14 protein-coding genes are annotated in these 16,381 nt (G+C 43.7%); 6 read left to right on the top strand and 8 right to left on the bottom strand.

Annotated features, from left to right (window positions below):
- The first annotated feature begins 6 nt into the window (after window positions 1–6).
- Complete coding sequence (locus G511_RS0101530; RefSeq protein ID WP_028468042.1) at window positions 7–447, top strand: OsmC family protein; 441 nt, start codon at window positions 7–9, stop codon at window positions 445–447.
- Between the two features lie 425 nt (window positions 448–872).
- On the opposite strand, the gene holA is transcribed toward G511_RS0101530, so the two are convergent.
- Genes holA through leuS form a run of 3 tightly spaced genes read right to left on the bottom strand, consistent with a single transcriptional unit; the run spans window position 873 to window position 5,032 of the window.
- The gene (gene holA, locus G511_RS0101540) at window positions 873–1,901 is read right to left on the bottom strand and encodes a DNA polymerase III subunit delta (protein WP_028468043.1); all 1,029 of its coding nucleotides are present in this window, start codon (window positions 1,899–1,901) and stop codon (window positions 873–875) included.
- A 17-nt stretch (window positions 1,902–1,918) separates the two neighbouring features.
- The gene (locus G511_RS23715) at window positions 1,919–2,419 is read right to left on the bottom strand and encodes an LPS-assembly lipoprotein LptE (protein ID WP_028468044.1); all 501 of its coding nucleotides are present in this window, start codon (window positions 2,417–2,419) and stop codon (window positions 1,919–1,921) included.
- 18 nt (window positions 2,420–2,437) lie between these two features.
- The gene (gene leuS / locus G511_RS0101550) at window positions 2,438–5,032 is read right to left on the bottom strand and encodes a leucine--tRNA ligase (protein ID WP_028468045.1); all 2,595 of its coding nucleotides are present in this window, start codon (window positions 5,030–5,032) and stop codon (window positions 2,438–2,440) included.
- Window positions 5,033–5,190: 158 nt separating this feature from the next.
- Between leuS and G511_RS0101555 the strand changes: the two genes are divergently transcribed.
- On the top strand, window positions 5,191–5,733 hold the full coding sequence (locus tag G511_RS0101555; protein ID WP_051221404.1) for a zinc ribbon-containing protein: 543 nt from the start codon (window positions 5,191–5,193) through the stop codon (window positions 5,731–5,733).
- Between the two features lie 35 nt (window positions 5,734–5,768).
- Here G511_RS0101555 and G511_RS0101560 read toward each other — a convergent pair whose 3' ends face one another.
- The 4 genes from G511_RS0101560 to G511_RS0101575 all read right to left on the bottom strand — a co-directional run bounded on the left by G511_RS0101560 (window position 5,769) and on the right by G511_RS0101575 (window position 9,647).
- Window positions 5,769–6,248 carry a DUF4124 domain-containing protein gene (locus G511_RS0101560; protein ID WP_028468047.1) on the bottom strand — a complete coding sequence of 160 codons (480 nt, stop codon included), beginning with the start codon at window positions 6,246–6,248 and terminating at the stop codon, window positions 5,769–5,771.
- A gap of 34 nt (window positions 6,249–6,282) precedes the next feature.
- Entirely contained in the window at window positions 6,283–7,386 is a 1,104-nt protein-coding gene (locus G511_RS0101565; RefSeq protein WP_028468048.1) for a phosphoribosylaminoimidazolesuccinocarboxamide synthase, read from the bottom strand.
- Window positions 7,387–7,567: 181 nt separating this feature from the next.
- Window positions 7,568–8,197, bottom strand: coding sequence for a PEP-CTERM sorting domain-containing protein (locus G511_RS0101570; protein WP_028468049.1), 630 nt, complete (start codon window positions 8,195–8,197; stop codon window positions 7,568–7,570).
- Window positions 8,198–8,354: 157 nt separating this feature from the next.
- Window positions 8,355–9,647, bottom strand: a complete 1,293-nt coding sequence (locus tag G511_RS0101575; protein ID WP_028468050.1) for a DEAD/DEAH box helicase — start codon at window positions 9,645–9,647, stop codon at window positions 8,355–8,357.
- A gap of 499 nt (window positions 9,648–10,146) precedes the next feature.
- Between G511_RS0101575 and G511_RS0101580 the strand changes: the two genes are divergently transcribed.
- Window positions 10,147–12,033, top strand: coding sequence for a methyl-accepting chemotaxis protein (locus G511_RS0101580; RefSeq protein WP_028468051.1), 1,887 nt, complete (start codon window positions 10,147–10,149; stop codon window positions 12,031–12,033).
- 229 nt (window positions 12,034–12,262) lie between these two features.
- Here the strand turns inward: G511_RS0101580 and G511_RS0101585 are convergent, their stop codons facing one another.
- Entirely contained in the window at window positions 12,263–14,044 is a 1,782-nt protein-coding gene (locus G511_RS0101585) for a hypothetical protein (RefSeq protein ID WP_028468052.1), read from the bottom strand.
- A 487-nt stretch (window positions 14,045–14,531) separates the two neighbouring features.
- Between G511_RS0101585 and G511_RS0101590 the strand changes: the two genes are divergently transcribed.
- The 3 genes from G511_RS0101590 to G511_RS0101600 all read left to right on the top strand — a co-directional run bounded on the left by G511_RS0101590 (window position 14,532) and on the right by G511_RS0101600 (window position 16,351).
- Complete coding sequence (locus G511_RS0101590) at window positions 14,532–15,215, top strand: MOSC domain-containing protein (RefSeq protein WP_028468053.1); 684 nt, start codon at window positions 14,532–14,534, stop codon at window positions 15,213–15,215.
- Window positions 15,216–15,330: 115 nt separating this feature from the next.
- A complete protein-coding gene (locus tag G511_RS0101595) occupies window positions 15,331–15,933 on the top strand; it encodes a peptidylprolyl isomerase (RefSeq protein ID WP_084628971.1) in 603 nt (200 codons plus the stop codon).
- Between the two features lie 46 nt (window positions 15,934–15,979).
- Window positions 15,980–16,351, top strand: coding sequence for a hypothetical protein (locus tag G511_RS0101600; protein ID WP_028468055.1), 372 nt, complete (start codon window positions 15,980–15,982; stop codon window positions 16,349–16,351).
- Window positions 16,352–16,381: the final 30 nt, after the last annotated feature.

The raw sequence follows: 16,381 nt of genomic DNA on the forward strand, positions 1-16,381 counted from the left end.
GGTATTATGTCTGTTACTAAAACGGTTCGTGTTGAAGCTCAAATGGGTGATTCATTTCGTGTTCAATCTGATATTCGTGGCCACAAAGTTATTATTGATCAGCCAGCTGCCGGTGGCGGTACCGATGAAGGCCCAACTCCTCTAGAGTATTTTCTTTTTTCTTTAGCTGGGTGTGTTGCAACTATTGGGCGCGTTGCAGCTAAGCAGCAGAAGATTGATTTGCGTAGTTTTTCAGTGTCTGTAGAGGCGGATTATGATCCAGCAGGCTTGTTAGGAAAAGCTACGGATAACCGTTCTGGTTTTCAGGTCGTGCGTGTCACGGCTGAAATTGAAGCAGAGTTATCATCAGCTGAGAAACAGGCTTTTCTTGATGAGGTGTGTGATCGTTGCCCGTTGCATGACAATATTAAACTGGCGACTGAAGTAGTACATACGCTAGCCGAGTAACACTTATTGGGTCAGGGCTGCCTACTCTGACCTATTGCTTCTCTGTTTTTTCTGTTTTTACTACATACTCTGCAATAGCGTCTGCTTGCTAATTTGATAACTGAGTAAATACCGGCATTTTATGGCCCATGCTGTAGCCATATTTAATCATTAAAACAATTTTATAGCTGGTCATTTTCTTACGGTTTTCAGGTAAGAGCTCATACATAGCGCCAATACCAACTCTAATATGGCATTGCATACAATAATAACTGTAGAGTTGATCGCCTTGCTTTAGTTACAAAAGGGCATTCTTCAGCACAGCCCGATAAAATAAGAAATGAGAGTAGGGAGCAGACCTGAGAAACGAAGTTCTTCAAGAGTGGCTCAGGCTGTGTTGTGATGCTATTTGTCAGTATAGTTTATTCGCGAGTTACACGTGCGTGCTAGGAAAGAGAGGTGAGTTGAAGGCGTTTGCCGGAGAGTGTGATCGTAATATCCGATAAGATTAACCAAGGTGAGCCTGTCGCCATGCCTTTGATAACCTTGTCTAGCTGTTGGCTAGTTTTTAAAAGGCTTTCTAATGTGGTCAAGCTAAGTCGCTCAGCGCAACGGCGCAGAGTCTGCTTTCGCTTGCCCCAAATACGCTCTTTTTGGCAAATGGTGTCGTAAGCTAAGCCGCGCTCCAAGCCTTGACTAATCGCATATAGCGTCCTTATTTCTCGTGCTAATGCCCACAAAACAATAGGAGGTTCAACTCCTTCTTGGCGCAGCACGTTTAAAATCTTGATGCATCGCTCACTTTGCCCTAAAGCGATAGTGTCCATTAGCCCGTAAACATCGTAGCGTGAGTTGTCAGATACAGCATCGACTATTTGTTCTGCTGTTAGGATACCCTCAGGGTGGAGTAAATGGAGCTTATCGAGTTCTTGCTTTGCCGCGAGTAAGTTACCTTCGACGCGATCACAAAGTAACTCTACAGCGCTATCATCAAGCTGCATGTTTTTGCTGTTAGCACGGTGTCTTATCCATCCGGGGAGTTGGTTTATTTCAACGGGCCAGATTTCTACACAGACGCCTTTTTGCTCAATCGCTTTATGCCATGCAGACTTTTTTGCACCGCCATCCAGCTTATTCGCAATAATTAGCAGGATATTTTCAGGAGGTGCATGAGCGATATACTCTTGGATAATGTCGCTGGCAGCTTTGTTTACTTTATGGCTGCCTAGCCGGATTTCAATGAGTTTTTGCTCAGCGAAAAGGGAGAGGGCGTTAGCGCATTCGAGTAAGTACTCCCATTTGAACTGTCCCTCAACATGTAGTACTTCTCGCTCGCTAAAGCCTTTCTGGCGAAATGCACTGCGTAATTGATCACAGCACTCAGCGCTGATCAGTGGCTCATCGCTTGAAATCAGGTAGACAGGCGCATGTGATTTTTGCAAATGCCCTGTTAGCTGTTCGACAGAAAGTTTCATATAGCTATCTCGACGCTTTAGTGTGTTTGTGCAACGAACTGACGCACTACGCGTTCAGAAAGTGACTGCCACATTTCCGATCGAATTTCTTTTTCAAGTGTATAGCTGGCAGTAGCTGCATCGGCATCATAGTCATAAATGCGTTCAATGCGAGCAACTAGTGGGCCAGAGATAGATTCTCCTTCAGTATTAAGCACTTCAAACTTCACTAGCATAAGAAGCTCATATTCATCAACATTCGCTTTACGGTCTAATGTGATGGAGCGACGATTCTCTTTTACTTGCTTGATGGCCAGTTGGTAAGGCGCAGTCTCCAGAAGGGCGATGCCCTGCTGGTAGAGTGTGCGCCTTAGCGCTTGTTCAAACGATGCCGGAGTACCGCTTTTTAATATCAGTGTTACCAATCTGGATGACTCCGGAACATCTGCAGAGCCACGTAACTTAAAGCCGCAACCAGATATTAGAAGACTAGCCAGAATTAGGCACATAAACTTGTATAAAAAACGGTAATTGGTCATCTATTTGATCACTCCTTTTTAACCTACAACAATGTTGACCAGTTTCCCGGGAACAACGATCTTTTTACGAATCGCCATGTCCACCATGAACTTCTGAACATTCTCAAGCGCCAGTGCTGTATGCAAAATAGTGTCTTGATCTGCATCGGCGGAGACTTCCATTTTCGCGCGTACTTTACCGTTTACCTGTACAACCATCTGGATAGATGAGCGTACTAAGGCTGTCTCATCAAAAGTAGGCCAAGGTGAATTGAGAAGGTCTGTTGTATGGCCAAGCTCGCTCCATAACTTATGCGTGATGTGTGGCACGATAGGCGATAGCAACTGTATAGCTGTTTGCAATGCTTCACGCATCACCGCACGGCCTTGATCGCTAACATCAACAAATTTAGTGATGCTGTTTAATAGCTCCATTACTGCGGCAATGGCGGTATTAAACGTTTGACGACGTTCAATATCATCAGATACTTTCTTGATGGTTTCATGAACTTTACGGCGCAATTCTTTTTGCGGCTCAGTTAGTGCGCTGGTATCTAGTTCTACAACACTTTGGCCATCTAGTAAGTGATCATGTACATGTTTCCACAAACGGCGTAGGAAACGGTTTGCGCCTTCAACACCTGTATCAGACCATTCTAAAGATTGCTCAGGAGGTGCTGCAAACATCATAAACAAACGTACGGTATCTGCACCGTATTTATCGATCATGACCTGCGGATCAATACCGTTATTTTTTGACTTGGACATTTTAGTGACACCCGCTTGCATAACGGTTTTGCCGTCATCCTTGTGAGTGGCGCTAATAATACGGCCTTTCTCGTCTGTTTCAGTAACAACGTCAGTCGGAGCTATCCAAACCTTGCCACCTTTGTCATCTTCGCGGTAATAGGTATTTGCTAATACCATGCCCTGACAAAGCAAGCGGGTGAATGGCTCGTCAGAATTGACTAGTCCTTCATCGCGCATCAGCTTATGGAAAAATCGAGAGTACAATAGATGCAGAATTGCGTGTTCAATACCACCAATATATTGATCTACAGGTAACCAGTAATTAGCTTTATCTGGATCAAGCATGGCATTATCAGTTGAGCGGCTCGCATAACGAGCGTAGTACCAGCTTGATTCCATAAAGGTGTCAAAGGTATCTGTTTCGCGCTCAGCTGCACCGCCACATGACGGGCAGGTAGTGTTGATGAAGCTGTCCATCTTCTTTATAGGTGAGCCGCTGCCATCAAACTCAACGTCTTCAGGTAATACCACCGGTAGTTGATCCTCCGGTACCGGTAGTGCCCCGCAGCTTGGGCAGTTAATAACCGGAATAGGTGTTCCCCAATAACGCTGGCGGGAAACGCCCCAGTCGCGCAGGCGGTAATTGATCGTGATCTGTCCTTTACGTTGGCGCTCAAGCTCAGTGGAAATAGCTTTGAAGGCTAAATCGAACTCAAGATCATTAAAATCACCCGAGTTGATCAATATGCCTTTGTCGGTGAAAGCTTCTTTTTCGATATCGACCTGCACATCGTTATTGGTTGAGTCGATAACTTGTTTGATTTGTAGTCCGTACTTTTTAGCAAACTCCCAGTCACGTTGGTCGTGAGCAGGTACTGCCATCACAGCGCCTGAACCGTAATCCATCAAGACAAAGTTTGCTGTCCATACGGGGACTTGCTCGCCGGTAAGCGGGTGTGTTGCTTTAATACCAAGTGCCATCCCCCGTTTTTCCATGGTGGCCATGTCTGCTTCAGCCATTTTGATGTTTTTACATTCATCAATGAACTGGGCTAGCTCTGGATTGGACTCAGCAGCTTTAAGTGCTAAAGGGTGCTGAGCTGCAACTGCAACGTAGGTCACTCCCATCAGTGTATCTGGGCGAGTGGTAAAAACTTCTAAATCTGAGCCATCTTCAACGTGGAATTTGAGCTCAACACCTTGAGAGCGGCCTATCCAGTTACGCTGTTGCGTAATAACCTGTTCCGGCCAATCCGTTAACTTATCTAAGTCGTCAACGAGCTGGTCTGCATAGTCAGTGATCTTAAGAAACCACTGAGGAATCTTTTTACGCTCAACAAGCGCGCCTGAGCGCCATCCGCGACCGTCGATGACCTGCTCGTTAGCAAGTACTGTCATGTCAACTGGATCCCAGTTCACTTCAGCTTCTTTCTTGTAAACAAGCCCTTTTTCCATTAGGCGTGTGAAGAACCACTGCTCCCAACGGTAGTATTCTGGATGACAAGTAGCGAGTTCACGGTTCCAGTCGTAACCAAAGCCCATTAGCTTTAGTTGGTCGCGCATGTAGCTTACGTTTTCGTAAGTCCACTTAGCCGGTGGAACATTATTGTTCATTGCTGCATTTTCAGCGGGTAGGCCAAATGCATCCCATCCCATGGGTTGTAGGACGTTTTTTCCCTGCATTCGCTGGTAACGGGAGATTACATCACCGATAGTGTAGTTACGAACGTGACCCATATGAAGGCGGCCGCTGGGGTAAGGGAACATAGAAAGGCAGTAAAACTTCTCTTTACTGGTATCTTCTGTGCATAGGAAACTATTGTTATCTTCCCAGTACTGTTGAGTCTGGGTTTCAATCTCTTGCGGTTCGTATTGATCGTTCATAATGGTATCGTGTCGGAATCTCAAACAATAAACCGGCTTATATTGATGCCGGTTAAAGAGTCTACTGGAAAGTTTAGAGTATGCTGCATAGCATACAATATAAGCCCTGCTATCAACAGCAGTATAGGTCGTATAATTGTGTCAGGCCGGAGTTGAAAATGGACAATAAACCAAAAAAAATGCCAGAAAACAAACAGGATGTATCGAGTTTATATAATCGTGTTTTGGATCGTTTAGCAGACACGCTAGAAAGCGCCGAGCATCGTTCGTGGGATTATCTACAAGAGAAAATAGAAGAAGCGGTAGAACTTGAGCTAACCGCTGAAGAGATGACGCGTGATGAGATGGATCTGCTCAGTGCTTATTTGAAGCGTGATCTTAAGCAACTGGGTTATTATGCGCATGAAACCGGCGAAGGGATTGCTGCCTGGTTGCATTTTGATCTGAATGTTCTTGAAAATACACTTGTGAAAAAGCTGGTAGCCCTAGCTGATCAAACTCGGGTTGAGCAAGAAAGATTACGAGAGCAGTTAGCCAATGAGAATGATGAATATATGGCAGGGGAGATTGCCGCTGTAGGTACGTTTCAATGTCAGGGGTGTCAACAGCAGCTGCAGCTTAGGCAAACCAGCCTGATTCAAGCGTGCGAGGTGTGTGGTTCAGAGCACTTTAAGCGCGTATCTAATCCGTGGAATGTGTAAGATAAATGCTGGGCCAGTAATTGGCGAATAGCAGTCTACTTGCAGAAGAGTTCTACGTTTTCTTTCGCATTATTAATGGCGTTGCGTGCAGCAGCGCCTTTTAGCTTCTGCTTTTTACCGGTAACCAAATTAATGCCTTTAACGCCATTGTTTTTGTATTTTGTGTAGCGTTGTTTATATTTCTCACACATATCTTTATCACGTGCTTCTTGCTTGAGCATGGCTCTCTGTTCAGCCTGTACGTGCTTTTCTTTTCGTATCTCGTTTTTTTTATCTTCTTCTACGCGACGTATATCTCGTTTTTTCTGATTTAGTAAGCGCTCTTGCCTGTTAGCGTTGGCACGATCTGCCGGTAGTTTTTGTAGCTTTACTTCTTGAACATGAGGAGCCAGCACGCGTGGCGTGCTGGAGTAGTGGAGCTTGCCATTTTCATCTTTCCATTTATATATTTCTGCGTTTGCTATTGGGCTGGTAAGTAGCAATGCGATCATAAAAGATAGAATGGCGTGCGGCATCGGTCGTCTCAATCTTGGATTAAAAAATATACGTCTAATCTATAAGATCGTACTGATTGCGCAAAATATCAATAATATCTGCTTTGGGGTTGTCAGAAAGTATCAATTTTTTACCGGTTACTTTCTCAGCAATACCTACATAGGTTGCTGAAATATCCATCATCACCGCTTCAGGTAATGCATTATCTCGCGCTAGCGCTTCACGCTCAAGCATGCGCTCTTTGTTAAGCAGAATATCTGGATTAGGAAAGTGGTTTAATAGCCATTGGCGAAAACCTTCTTTGGAATTCTCAACAATCTTCCCGTTGTTGTAAGAAGTTTCATCCCAAATTCTTGAAGAGTCTGGTGTGCCTACTTCATCCATATAAATTAGTTTCTCGTTGCCTGCTGCATCTGTGACATAACCAAATTCAAATTTTGTATCGACAAATATTTGCCCCAAGGTTGCTAAAGCATCACTAATAACGCCAAAACCTTCTTTCAATAGTTTTTCATATTGCTTGATATCATCTTGGCTGCGAAAGTTAAACGCAGCAAAGTTATCTTCTAGATTTTGGCGGGTGATGTTTACATCGTCAGCTTCTGGCACATCCGGAATCCCTTTGAGAATGCCTTTAGTAGAAGGGGTAATCAGGATTTCAGGAAGCTTTTGGTCCTTTTGCAAGCCATCGGGTAATTGAATGCCACAAAACTCACGTTCACCTTTAGAGTAGGAACGCCACATAGAGCCGGTAATGTATTGGCGACAGATAGCTTCAATCATCACTGGTTTGGCTTTTTGCACGATCCACACAAATGGGTGTGGAATATCTAAAATATGGCTATCTGCTAAACCGTTGTCATGAAACAGCTTAAACCAGTGGTTGGATATTGCGTTAAGTGCGGCACCTTTTCCAGGTACGCCATGCATATCACCTTCGCCATGCCAGATGCAGTCAAAAGCAGAAATGCGATCACTAATAACCATAATGGCTAGTGGAGCATCGGCGGCAACATCATAGCCTTTTTCTTCGATAAGGCGTCGGCTATCAGCTTCGGTTAGCCAGTAAACCGAGCGTACTTTACCACTGTGGACGGGGCTATCGGTACGAATCGGAAGATCGTTGTTAACGGCTAGCACTTTATCGGCAAGACTCATGAGTTACGCTGTCCTGTTCAGGGTGGGTTGTATAGATTTCATAGAATAGGTTTTAGGCGGGGATTTTATCAGATTAAAAAATATGAGACACGATTTTTACGTAAGAAGAAGCAAGTGCTTAGTAGATATAAAAATGCCCTAGTACAAGCTAGGGCATTTGGGAGTCGCTGTTATGTAAAGATTAAACAGCTTTACTCTTTATGTTTGAGAAGCGTAGGCCAACTAAACCCAGACCGAATAAAAGCAAAGTAGCTGGTTCTGGCACATCGTTGCTATTTGATGCGAATAGGAAGTTATCAAACTTAGTAGATGTATTTGCACCGCCGTTGCTAGGGTCGTCCTGGAAAACAAAAGAGCTTAAAGCGGTATCTGTTACTAGACCAAAGAAACCAGATGTGCCTGAAGATCCTACGTTGAACGACTGTCCATCAACAGTTAGTACTGTGTAGTCAGAGGTTGGGTCTTCATTAGAGAAATCAAAACCAAATGCTAAAAGACCGTTGTCAAAAGTAATGGTCATAGTGTCGGGGATATTGCAGCAAGCAGTATTGAAGTCTAAATGGTTGCTAGAGAACGTGCTTGATGAAGCGCCTCCAAGAACAGAAAGGCGTATACCAGAACCTGCAGCTACTACTGAAAAGTCACCGAAGTCTTGGTTAGAGAATCCGCTAGCTGAATTAGTATCAAAATTATAAGAAGACGTTGAACCAGCAGCAGTTAAAAAAGACGCTTGATTCGTAAACGTTGTAATCAGTGCTGCTTGAGCTTTTAAAGTAAACAAGCTGATAAAAGCTATTGCTAGGTATTTCATGTTTTCGCCTTACATTGATAATTTAATTTTCAAGTGCAGAGCAATTCGAATGCCAACTTTTTAAGTTATTGATATTAATAGGGTTGTAAAATAACAAAAGTGTCGCATAAAAGAGACTGTAAAAAATACTGACTAATTTTGTCTCTTTTTTGCGTCGTTATTTCTTTTGTTTCTGTTTCTGTTTTTGTTTTTGTTTTGCTTTGCCTGTCGCTTTGGCCGTCGTAACTTTATTACGAATGATTTTAGTTTGACTGGCCTTATTGGTACGTGGCTTTTGTGCTTTTTGGGTGATCTGCTTCAGCAAGTTATCGCGGCTACCGACTTCATAACCAGGCATGTTGATACGTTTTATCTTACTGCCGATAAGGTGCTCGATATCATCCAAGGCACGTTCTTCTTCGCGGCTAACAAATGATATGGCGTGGCCTTTAGCACCTGCACGGCCGGTACGGCCAATACGATGGACATAATCTTCGGCAAGATAGGGTAGGTTGTAGTTAACAACATACTCAAGCCCTTTAATGTCCAAGCCACGAGCGGCTACTTCAGTCGCGATCATTACCTGCACTTTACCGGCTTTAAAGTCGGCTAAAGCACGTTTGCGCGATCCTTGGGTTTTATCACCATGGCAAACAACATAAGAGATTTTGTCCATTTTGAAATCGACTACTAACTCATCTGCCTGGGCTTTGGTGCTGGTGAATACTAACACCTGAAACCAATTATGCTTTTTGATCAGCTCAACAAACAGGTCTGCTTTGCGGCGCTCTTCAACGGGATAAACTACATGCTCGATTGTATCGGCCGTCGCATTTTGCTTCGCAGCACGGATCGTTTCGTGGCGTGACATTAGTTTTTTGGCTAACTCGTTAACCGTAGGCGTAACTGTGGCAGAAAACATCAGCGTTTGATGTTTCTTTGATGTTTGTTGGATTAGTTTGTAAACGTCGCTGATAAAGCCCATATCAAGCATACGGTCGGCTTCATCCAGTACCACAAATTCGACTTTAGATAAGCTGATATTACATTGTACAACGTGCTCAAGTAGCCGCCCTGGAGTAGCAACTAGGATATCGACACCGGCTTTTAATTTACCTTTTTGTGAGTCAGTACTCACGCCGCCATAAATACCTTTAACCGTAAAAGGCAGGAACTGGGCATAACCCTTAATGGTAGTGGTTAGCTGATCAGCAAGTTCGCGCGTAGGTGCTAAAATCAGCGTACGCACTTGCCCTGGCTGAGTAGTGACAGGGCGGTCATGCATCTGCTGCAAAACAGGTACAGTGAATGCCGCTGTTTTACCCGTGCCCGTTTGCGCATTAGCCAGTACATCTTTACCGCGACGAGCAGGAATAATCGCCTGCTCTTGGATGGGTGTCATTTGGCTGTAACCACAAGCATCAAGAGCGCGTTGCAACTCGGGTGCAAGATCTAAAGAGGAGAATTTCATTATCTTTCCTTTGTGGACACAGCCACAGCCAAAATACAGGGCGGCTATTATAAAGGAAATCTATCTTGCAAGCGCCGTTTTTTGTTAAGGAAGTGTAGCTTGGCGTATTTTATAAAAGTTGGCTTGCCATTATGAGGTTTAATCACCTTTTGAGTGTTTCTTATCAGGGAGGTTTTTGTGAAATAGCACAAGGTTTAGTGATTGTTGTGCTTTGATGTAGCTCTTGTCTTGGTCTTATTCTGTATAAGGTTAAGTAGTTTCGTTTTTTTATGCATCCATTCGTTATAACTCCGTCAATAGATTGCTCTAGCCTGCTTCAGCGTAATGCTTGCAAGGTGTTAGTCGGTTTCTTTGTGGAAAATAATACTTAAAACACAAATTATTTAATTCCTATTACTTTGTTTTGTGAGACTTTTGGTTTCTTTTTTTGAGTTTTGTGTTTGATATTTTGTGGTTTCGTAGTCTATTCTCAAAGCTGTATTTTCTGGGAGGCTGTTTGATGAGTGCTAAAGCAAAGTTGCTAATCTATGTTGGTATGTTGTTCGCTTTGGCGATAGTAAGCATATCTGTTGTCGGGTTTTATCACTTTAAAACAGCATCGGTTCATAGCTATGAACAGAAGTTGCAGAATCAGTCGTTTTTGATTTCTAGGGCGATTGGCGAAAAGATGAATCGTATGTTTGATGCGCTAGAGCTAACCGCAGATGAAGTAGAAATCAGCACGTCAGGAGAAGTAACTGTAGAAGTGCTGTTACCGCAGTTGAGCTCACTTAAAAGCCAATTCAAAGTACTGAATGCCTATGTTGGTTTGCGGGATGGGAGGACCTATGCAATCAATAAGAATGGCTTAATTCCTAATTTTAATGCTAAGAAAAAACAACGCGAGTGGTATTTACGAGCATTGGCTGGTGAGAGGAAAATCATTACGACGCCTTATAAAAGTGCTTCGGGCAATTTAGTTATGGCTGTTGCGGTGCCTATCACACGTAATGGCACTGTAGTGGGCGTCTTATCTATCAATTTATCGCTGAATACAATCACTGACTTTATTGAAAGCTTGGATGAGAATAATCAGTTGTTTGTGAGTAGGGCTGATGGGTTTATTTTGGCAGCAAAATATCCCGATTATATAGGTGCTAATTTGTATGAGCAGCGCCCAAGTTATCAATCTTTTAAGGATTCGCAGAGCAGCGAGCATAGTTATGTATTCGAGGGTAAGGAGTATTTTGTGGTGTCTTCGCAGGTAGCTGAATTCGGTTGGACTGTTTGGGCGTGGGAGTCATGGGATCAAATTTTATTGGCTTCGAATAAAAATCTTATGTTGGCTAGCATACTTGCGTTGATCTTTATCTGTTTATCTTTGGCTGTTGTTTATTACTTTATACATCGCTTGATGTACCTTCCTATTGGAGGTGAGCCGCGGGTTATTGAGGCATTAGTGCGCAGAGTTGCCAAAGGTGATTTGAGTGATGTTTCTGAGGCTAAGGGGAATGAAACAGGTGTCTATGCTCAGGTGTTGGCAATGATTACTAATCTTCGGCATACGGTATCGACCATTAATAACACTACGGCACAATTGAATGATTCTTCTCAAGAAATGATGTTATCTGCTGGCCAAGTAAATCATAGCTCCCGTTCACAAATGGAGCAGTTAGAACAAACTGCTGCTGCTATGAATGAGATGACCATGACGGTGGATGATGTGACCCGCAGTGCTCAAAATGCTGCTGATTCTGCGAGTCAGGCTCAGGTTTCTGCCACTAATGGCAGTGAAATGGTTGGTGAGATGAATGGCAATATTGCTCAGTTGGTTACCGGTATTACGAATGTACAAGAAGTTATTCTTCAGCTGGATAGTGAAACTAACCGCGTCGGCAGTATTCTTGATGTGATTAACAGTATTTCTGAACAAACTAACCTACTGGCTTTGAATGCTGCTATTGAGGCGGCACGAGCCGGTGATGCTGGTCGGGGTTTTGCTGTAGTTGCAGATGAAATTCGTGGTTTAGCTAACAAAACCAAAACAAGCACCAGTGAAATTCAAAATATGATCGATAACCTTCAGTCAGCAGCAATGAATGCGGTGAAGCTTATGGAGCAAAATGCATCAGCTGCAGAGATTACTGGCGCTAAATCCTCAGAAGCAAATCAGGCGCTTTCGGTAATAGGCGCTGAAGCAGTTACTATTCAGGATATGAATAGCCATATCGCCACCGCTGCGAAAGAGCAATCTGCTGTTGCAGAAACGATTAACGTCAGCATTGTTGAAATACATGACCTGGCAAAAAATACGTTTGATAGATCTGAACAGAATAAGCAATTAGCACAAGGGTTGGCAGGCATTGCGCGGGATCTCAATAACTCGATTGATGCTTTTAAGGTCTAACTGCTTTAAGGTTTTGTCCTATTTAATGGTGTATTGCGTCTGTTTAGGCGCGTGTGATTCTCCATTTGTGGGGCGAAGCCTGTCATTAGTTGTCCTTCCCTACCTGCTCTATATTTCAGTTTGGCTGTTGAATAACTAGCCGCATCCTTTATGAGTAAACCTTGTAAATTGTTGTTAGTTAACATCTTTGAGGATCAGGACTGAAGATCTAAAATTCTGCCTCGGTCTTTTAGTTCACGACGTGTTGCAGGTATTCGATTTTATCCTTTTCAGCGCGTGCTTCACTGAAAAAACTTAAAGTTTCTATCAATTGCGTGCGGGCTTGAAATGATCCCATTTCGCCCGCTTTTACATCAGTTGCGTTGCTGGCCAGGTTTTCCAGTAATTGAGTGCCTACTGCTTCACTGTTAGTTAGCAGTACACCAACCAATGCGTCAACCTGATCGCCGGCAAGTTCAGTGGCCAGCCAGAGTTTTTCTTTCTGTTCCTCGGGCTGAGTTGCCTCTGCCTGTAGTAACGCTGCAGGGTTATTCGTGTGTGCAAGGCTGTTCGTGCGAGTCAGGAATCTTGTAAACTGCAGGCTTTGTTCATCTGAGTCCTGCAGCGCCAGAGGGGCTGCTCCAATGTTCAGCTGGTTGATGTCCTGCACTAACTGGTCGCGCTGTTCAGCGTTTAACTCAGAGAAAGTGGTGTTCAGCTTTGTGCTGCGGCTGATGTCATCCTGATTCAGCCAGGCGTCTGTCACCATCAGGCGGATCATGCTTTCCTGATCCCATTTACTCTGGTAGTCATCTTTGACTTCATAGAGTGCTTTCGGGTCACCGGTGTTATCACCTAACCGGCTCAGAGAGATTCCTTCGCGGGTTTGATGGTTGTCGCGTAACTGGTCAAGCGTTTCGATGATCTGTGGATTATCTTTCAGTTCGAGGCTTTCTGCTTCATCTTTGACCAGCGTCTCAAGGCCTACCTGAGTAATTTCAAGATAGCTGCGCTGGTGGGTTGCATCCATATAACTAAGTTTATCGGTCATTGCGGATAGCTGTTCATCACTGAACTGATACTCAGAAATAAAGCTCATGGTAGTGTTAAGCATGTCCTTGAGTACCCAAGGCATTTCATTATCCCAATCGATATTCGCCTGACCAGGTTCTTGAAAATTTGCCCAGGGGCTAAAGCCTCGTTCGAACCCCGGGCGTGCCTGCTCCGTTAATCCACCGAGATAATTTAAAAAGGAATCAGTCGCTTGTTCTGAACGATCTGCCAGGCCACTGACAACATCCTGACCTAACTGATTATCGGAGCCGAAAATCAGCAGCAGGGTATCTTGTTGTGTGTCCGTGAATGCCTTCAGGGAGTCCAGCATGGTATCCGGGTCATCGGTTTTATGAATGGCGCTGACGAAGTTGTAGAGATTATTAGCCGAAGGCGAAGGCTGAGTATGGGGTAAAATGGCATTGGCAGTATAAGTAATATCAGCAGGCCTGCTGCTGACCTGTTCTGCATAAGTGGCGGCTTGTTCCAGCACTCTTAGCTGCGTACTCGCAGATAAAGCGGTTAGGTCATAGATGAATTCTTTAGCCAGCCGGGATGTTGCCATTCCATAATCGGGTGCCTGGTTAACGGTTGCTGGTGTTTGTAATTTATCAATACTGCTGGCTAAGTGACTTAGACCTGTGTCGCCTAGCGACTCTGCCAGCGCAAGAAAGCGCTCATCCAAAATTATTTCGGTATTAATTAACGACTGACGCTGCTCATCGCTAACCCGGTTTAAGGCATTTTCGATGCGTTTATTTAACTCGTCGCCAATGATGATGTATTGCTTTATAGGTGCGGACTGATCTGTCTTTTGAAACGATTCAGTTCGTTGTGTATCAGGTACATTCTGCTGTTTTTCCAGGCTTTTGTTATCTTCCTGCAGATTACTTTTGAGTTGCTTCAGCGCGGTGTTTTCGGGCCGGGAGCTAAGTTGTACCGTTTTGATATTCGTCAGAACAGTAGAGGTGAGTTTCATGGTTCCATCCTTGTAGTTTCAGTCGTCCGAATTACCGCCATAGTTTCTACTTAGCTCTTGTATCGGCCGCGTGTTTTTTTTATATATGTACAGATGCGAAAAAGATTAACGGTACAGATATCTGAAATGGTTCAGCGGTGCAGTATAGGCAGGGGGCAGGAAGGTATTTTAATCAGCGAGCTATCCAGTTATTTTCCAGCTTTATATTTATTTAAATAAAGTTGACGCAAGTTAATTTTACTTTCCTACCTGCGCTATATTTCTGTTTAGCTGTTGAATAATTAGACGCTTCCTTTATGAGGAAAGCTTGTGAATTGTTGTTAGTTAACATCTAATAATAATGATGATAGCTCGGTGCCTGTAACTCTTTTATAAAACCTTTAGCCTCGTCAGTTAAATTCTATACTTGGCGTAGCTGTGTAATGTGGACGTTGGCTACCGGGTTGGTGTAGATTTTGATACGACCTACTCAGGTTATAAGGATTATATGAGCAATCAAAACTACCTCGATAAAGTTTATTGTGGCCAAGTGGCGCAGCATTATGGCCTTGAAACTGCGATTGATAAATCAGCAGTTAACACAGACCTTTACCTCTCTATTACAGGGCTTGAAAGTGATCAGTGTGCTGATCAGCACCACCACGGTGGGGCTGAGCGGGCTTTGCATCAGTATCCTTTGGAGCACTATGCTTTCTGGCGAAAGAAGTATGGTTCTGATCATAAATGGCAGGCACCAGGTATGGGAGAAAACCTCAGTTGTACAGGTATGACAGAAGATACCGTCTGCTTGGGGGATCGTTATCAATGGGGTGAGGCTATCATTGAGGTTAGCCAACCTCGCTCACCTTGTTTTAAGCTTAATAAACGCTGGGATATTGAGGACTTTTCTGTTGATATGCAGGCACTAAGACGCTGTGGTTGGCTATATCGAGTTATTCAGCCTGGTGTCGTGAGTGTAAAGCAGCCGTTAGTGCTGGTGGGCCGAGAGCCAAATGCGATGACAATACGTGAAGTGTGTGAAGTTTTCTTTGGCGACCCATTGAATAAAGATGGACTGCTAACATTAAAACAGCAATGCAAACTATCAGCGAGTTGGATGGATAAGGTAGTACAGCGCCTTGAAAAAAATGAAGTGGAAAATTGGAACTTCAGACTGTTGGGGCGTGCATAAGCGAAAGTGAAAGTATCAACCTGAATGATATACTTGAGTAGCAAAGCTAAGAGTTAATTGTTTTAGATTAATCGAAGAGTTTCAATTTGTGTTTTTAAATAATAGAAGAGTAAAAATGAAAAAAGCGATTATATTTGTTTTCTTGTTTGTTATTGGTTTATCTCCATTACATGCAGCTACTGACTTGCTGGTCACGAAGAAAGTCTTTATGGATATCTCTATTGGCGGAAAGTCTGAGGGGCGTATTGTCATTGGTTTGTTTGGTGATGCCGTACCTAAAACGGCGAATAACTTTTATGCCTTGTCTACTCACGAGAAAGGGTTTGGTTATAAAGGTTCCAAGTTTCATCGAGTTATTTCTGGGTTTATGATGCAAGGTGGTGACTTTACCAACGGCAATGGGACCGGAGGAAAGTCGATCTATGGAGAAAAATTTCCCGACGAGAACTTTAAGTTGAAGCATCTTGGCGCTGGATGGTTATCTATGGCAAATTCAGGTCCAGACACAAACGGGTCACAGTTTTTCATCACGTTCGCTAAAACTCCTTGGCTAGATGGGCGCCACACGGTTTTTGGGAAAGTGCTAGACGGCATAGACGTGCTAAAAAAGGTTGAAAAATTAAAAACCGATAGAAGTAATACGCCTCAACAGGAAGTGCAAATTACTGATAGTGGAGCGTTACCCGTAGACAAGCCGGTTGTTGTCGCGGCTGAGTAATTTAGCCCTTCAATGTTAATGCTAAAAGAATAGATGGGTGCTGATTTTGAATAATTTACATTACTTTTACCGTACAGCTATTTATACCCGAAAAAATAATGAAATTGGTTTGGTTGATATTAACCAACCAGATAATGTTACTCCCTTAGATGAGTGGCTTGGCCTTGTGGTTTCGTTAGCGGATGGCGCGCATTCAATTCAGGAATTGCTGGATTACGTAAGCAGTCGTTACTCTTCAGCGCCTGCTAATCTTGAAGAGACGGTACATTCGGTGGTTGAGAGACTCCAAGAGGGTAAGCTTATTAAGTTGAGCGAGAACCCTGTCGCTCTGCCTTATTATCTGGCTGAGCCTATTGAGGCGCTTGATCTGGAGAAAGCCCGAAAGCTAATAGCAGAAGACGGATACACGCTTCACTAAAAGACTACCTTTTCATGCCTAACATTAGCT

Origin of the sequence: Neptunomonas japonica DSM 18939 (assembly GCF_000422765.1) — a bacterium.
Classification (GTDB): domain Bacteria; phylum Pseudomonadota; class Gammaproteobacteria; order Pseudomonadales; family Balneatricaceae; genus Neptunomonas; species Neptunomonas japonica.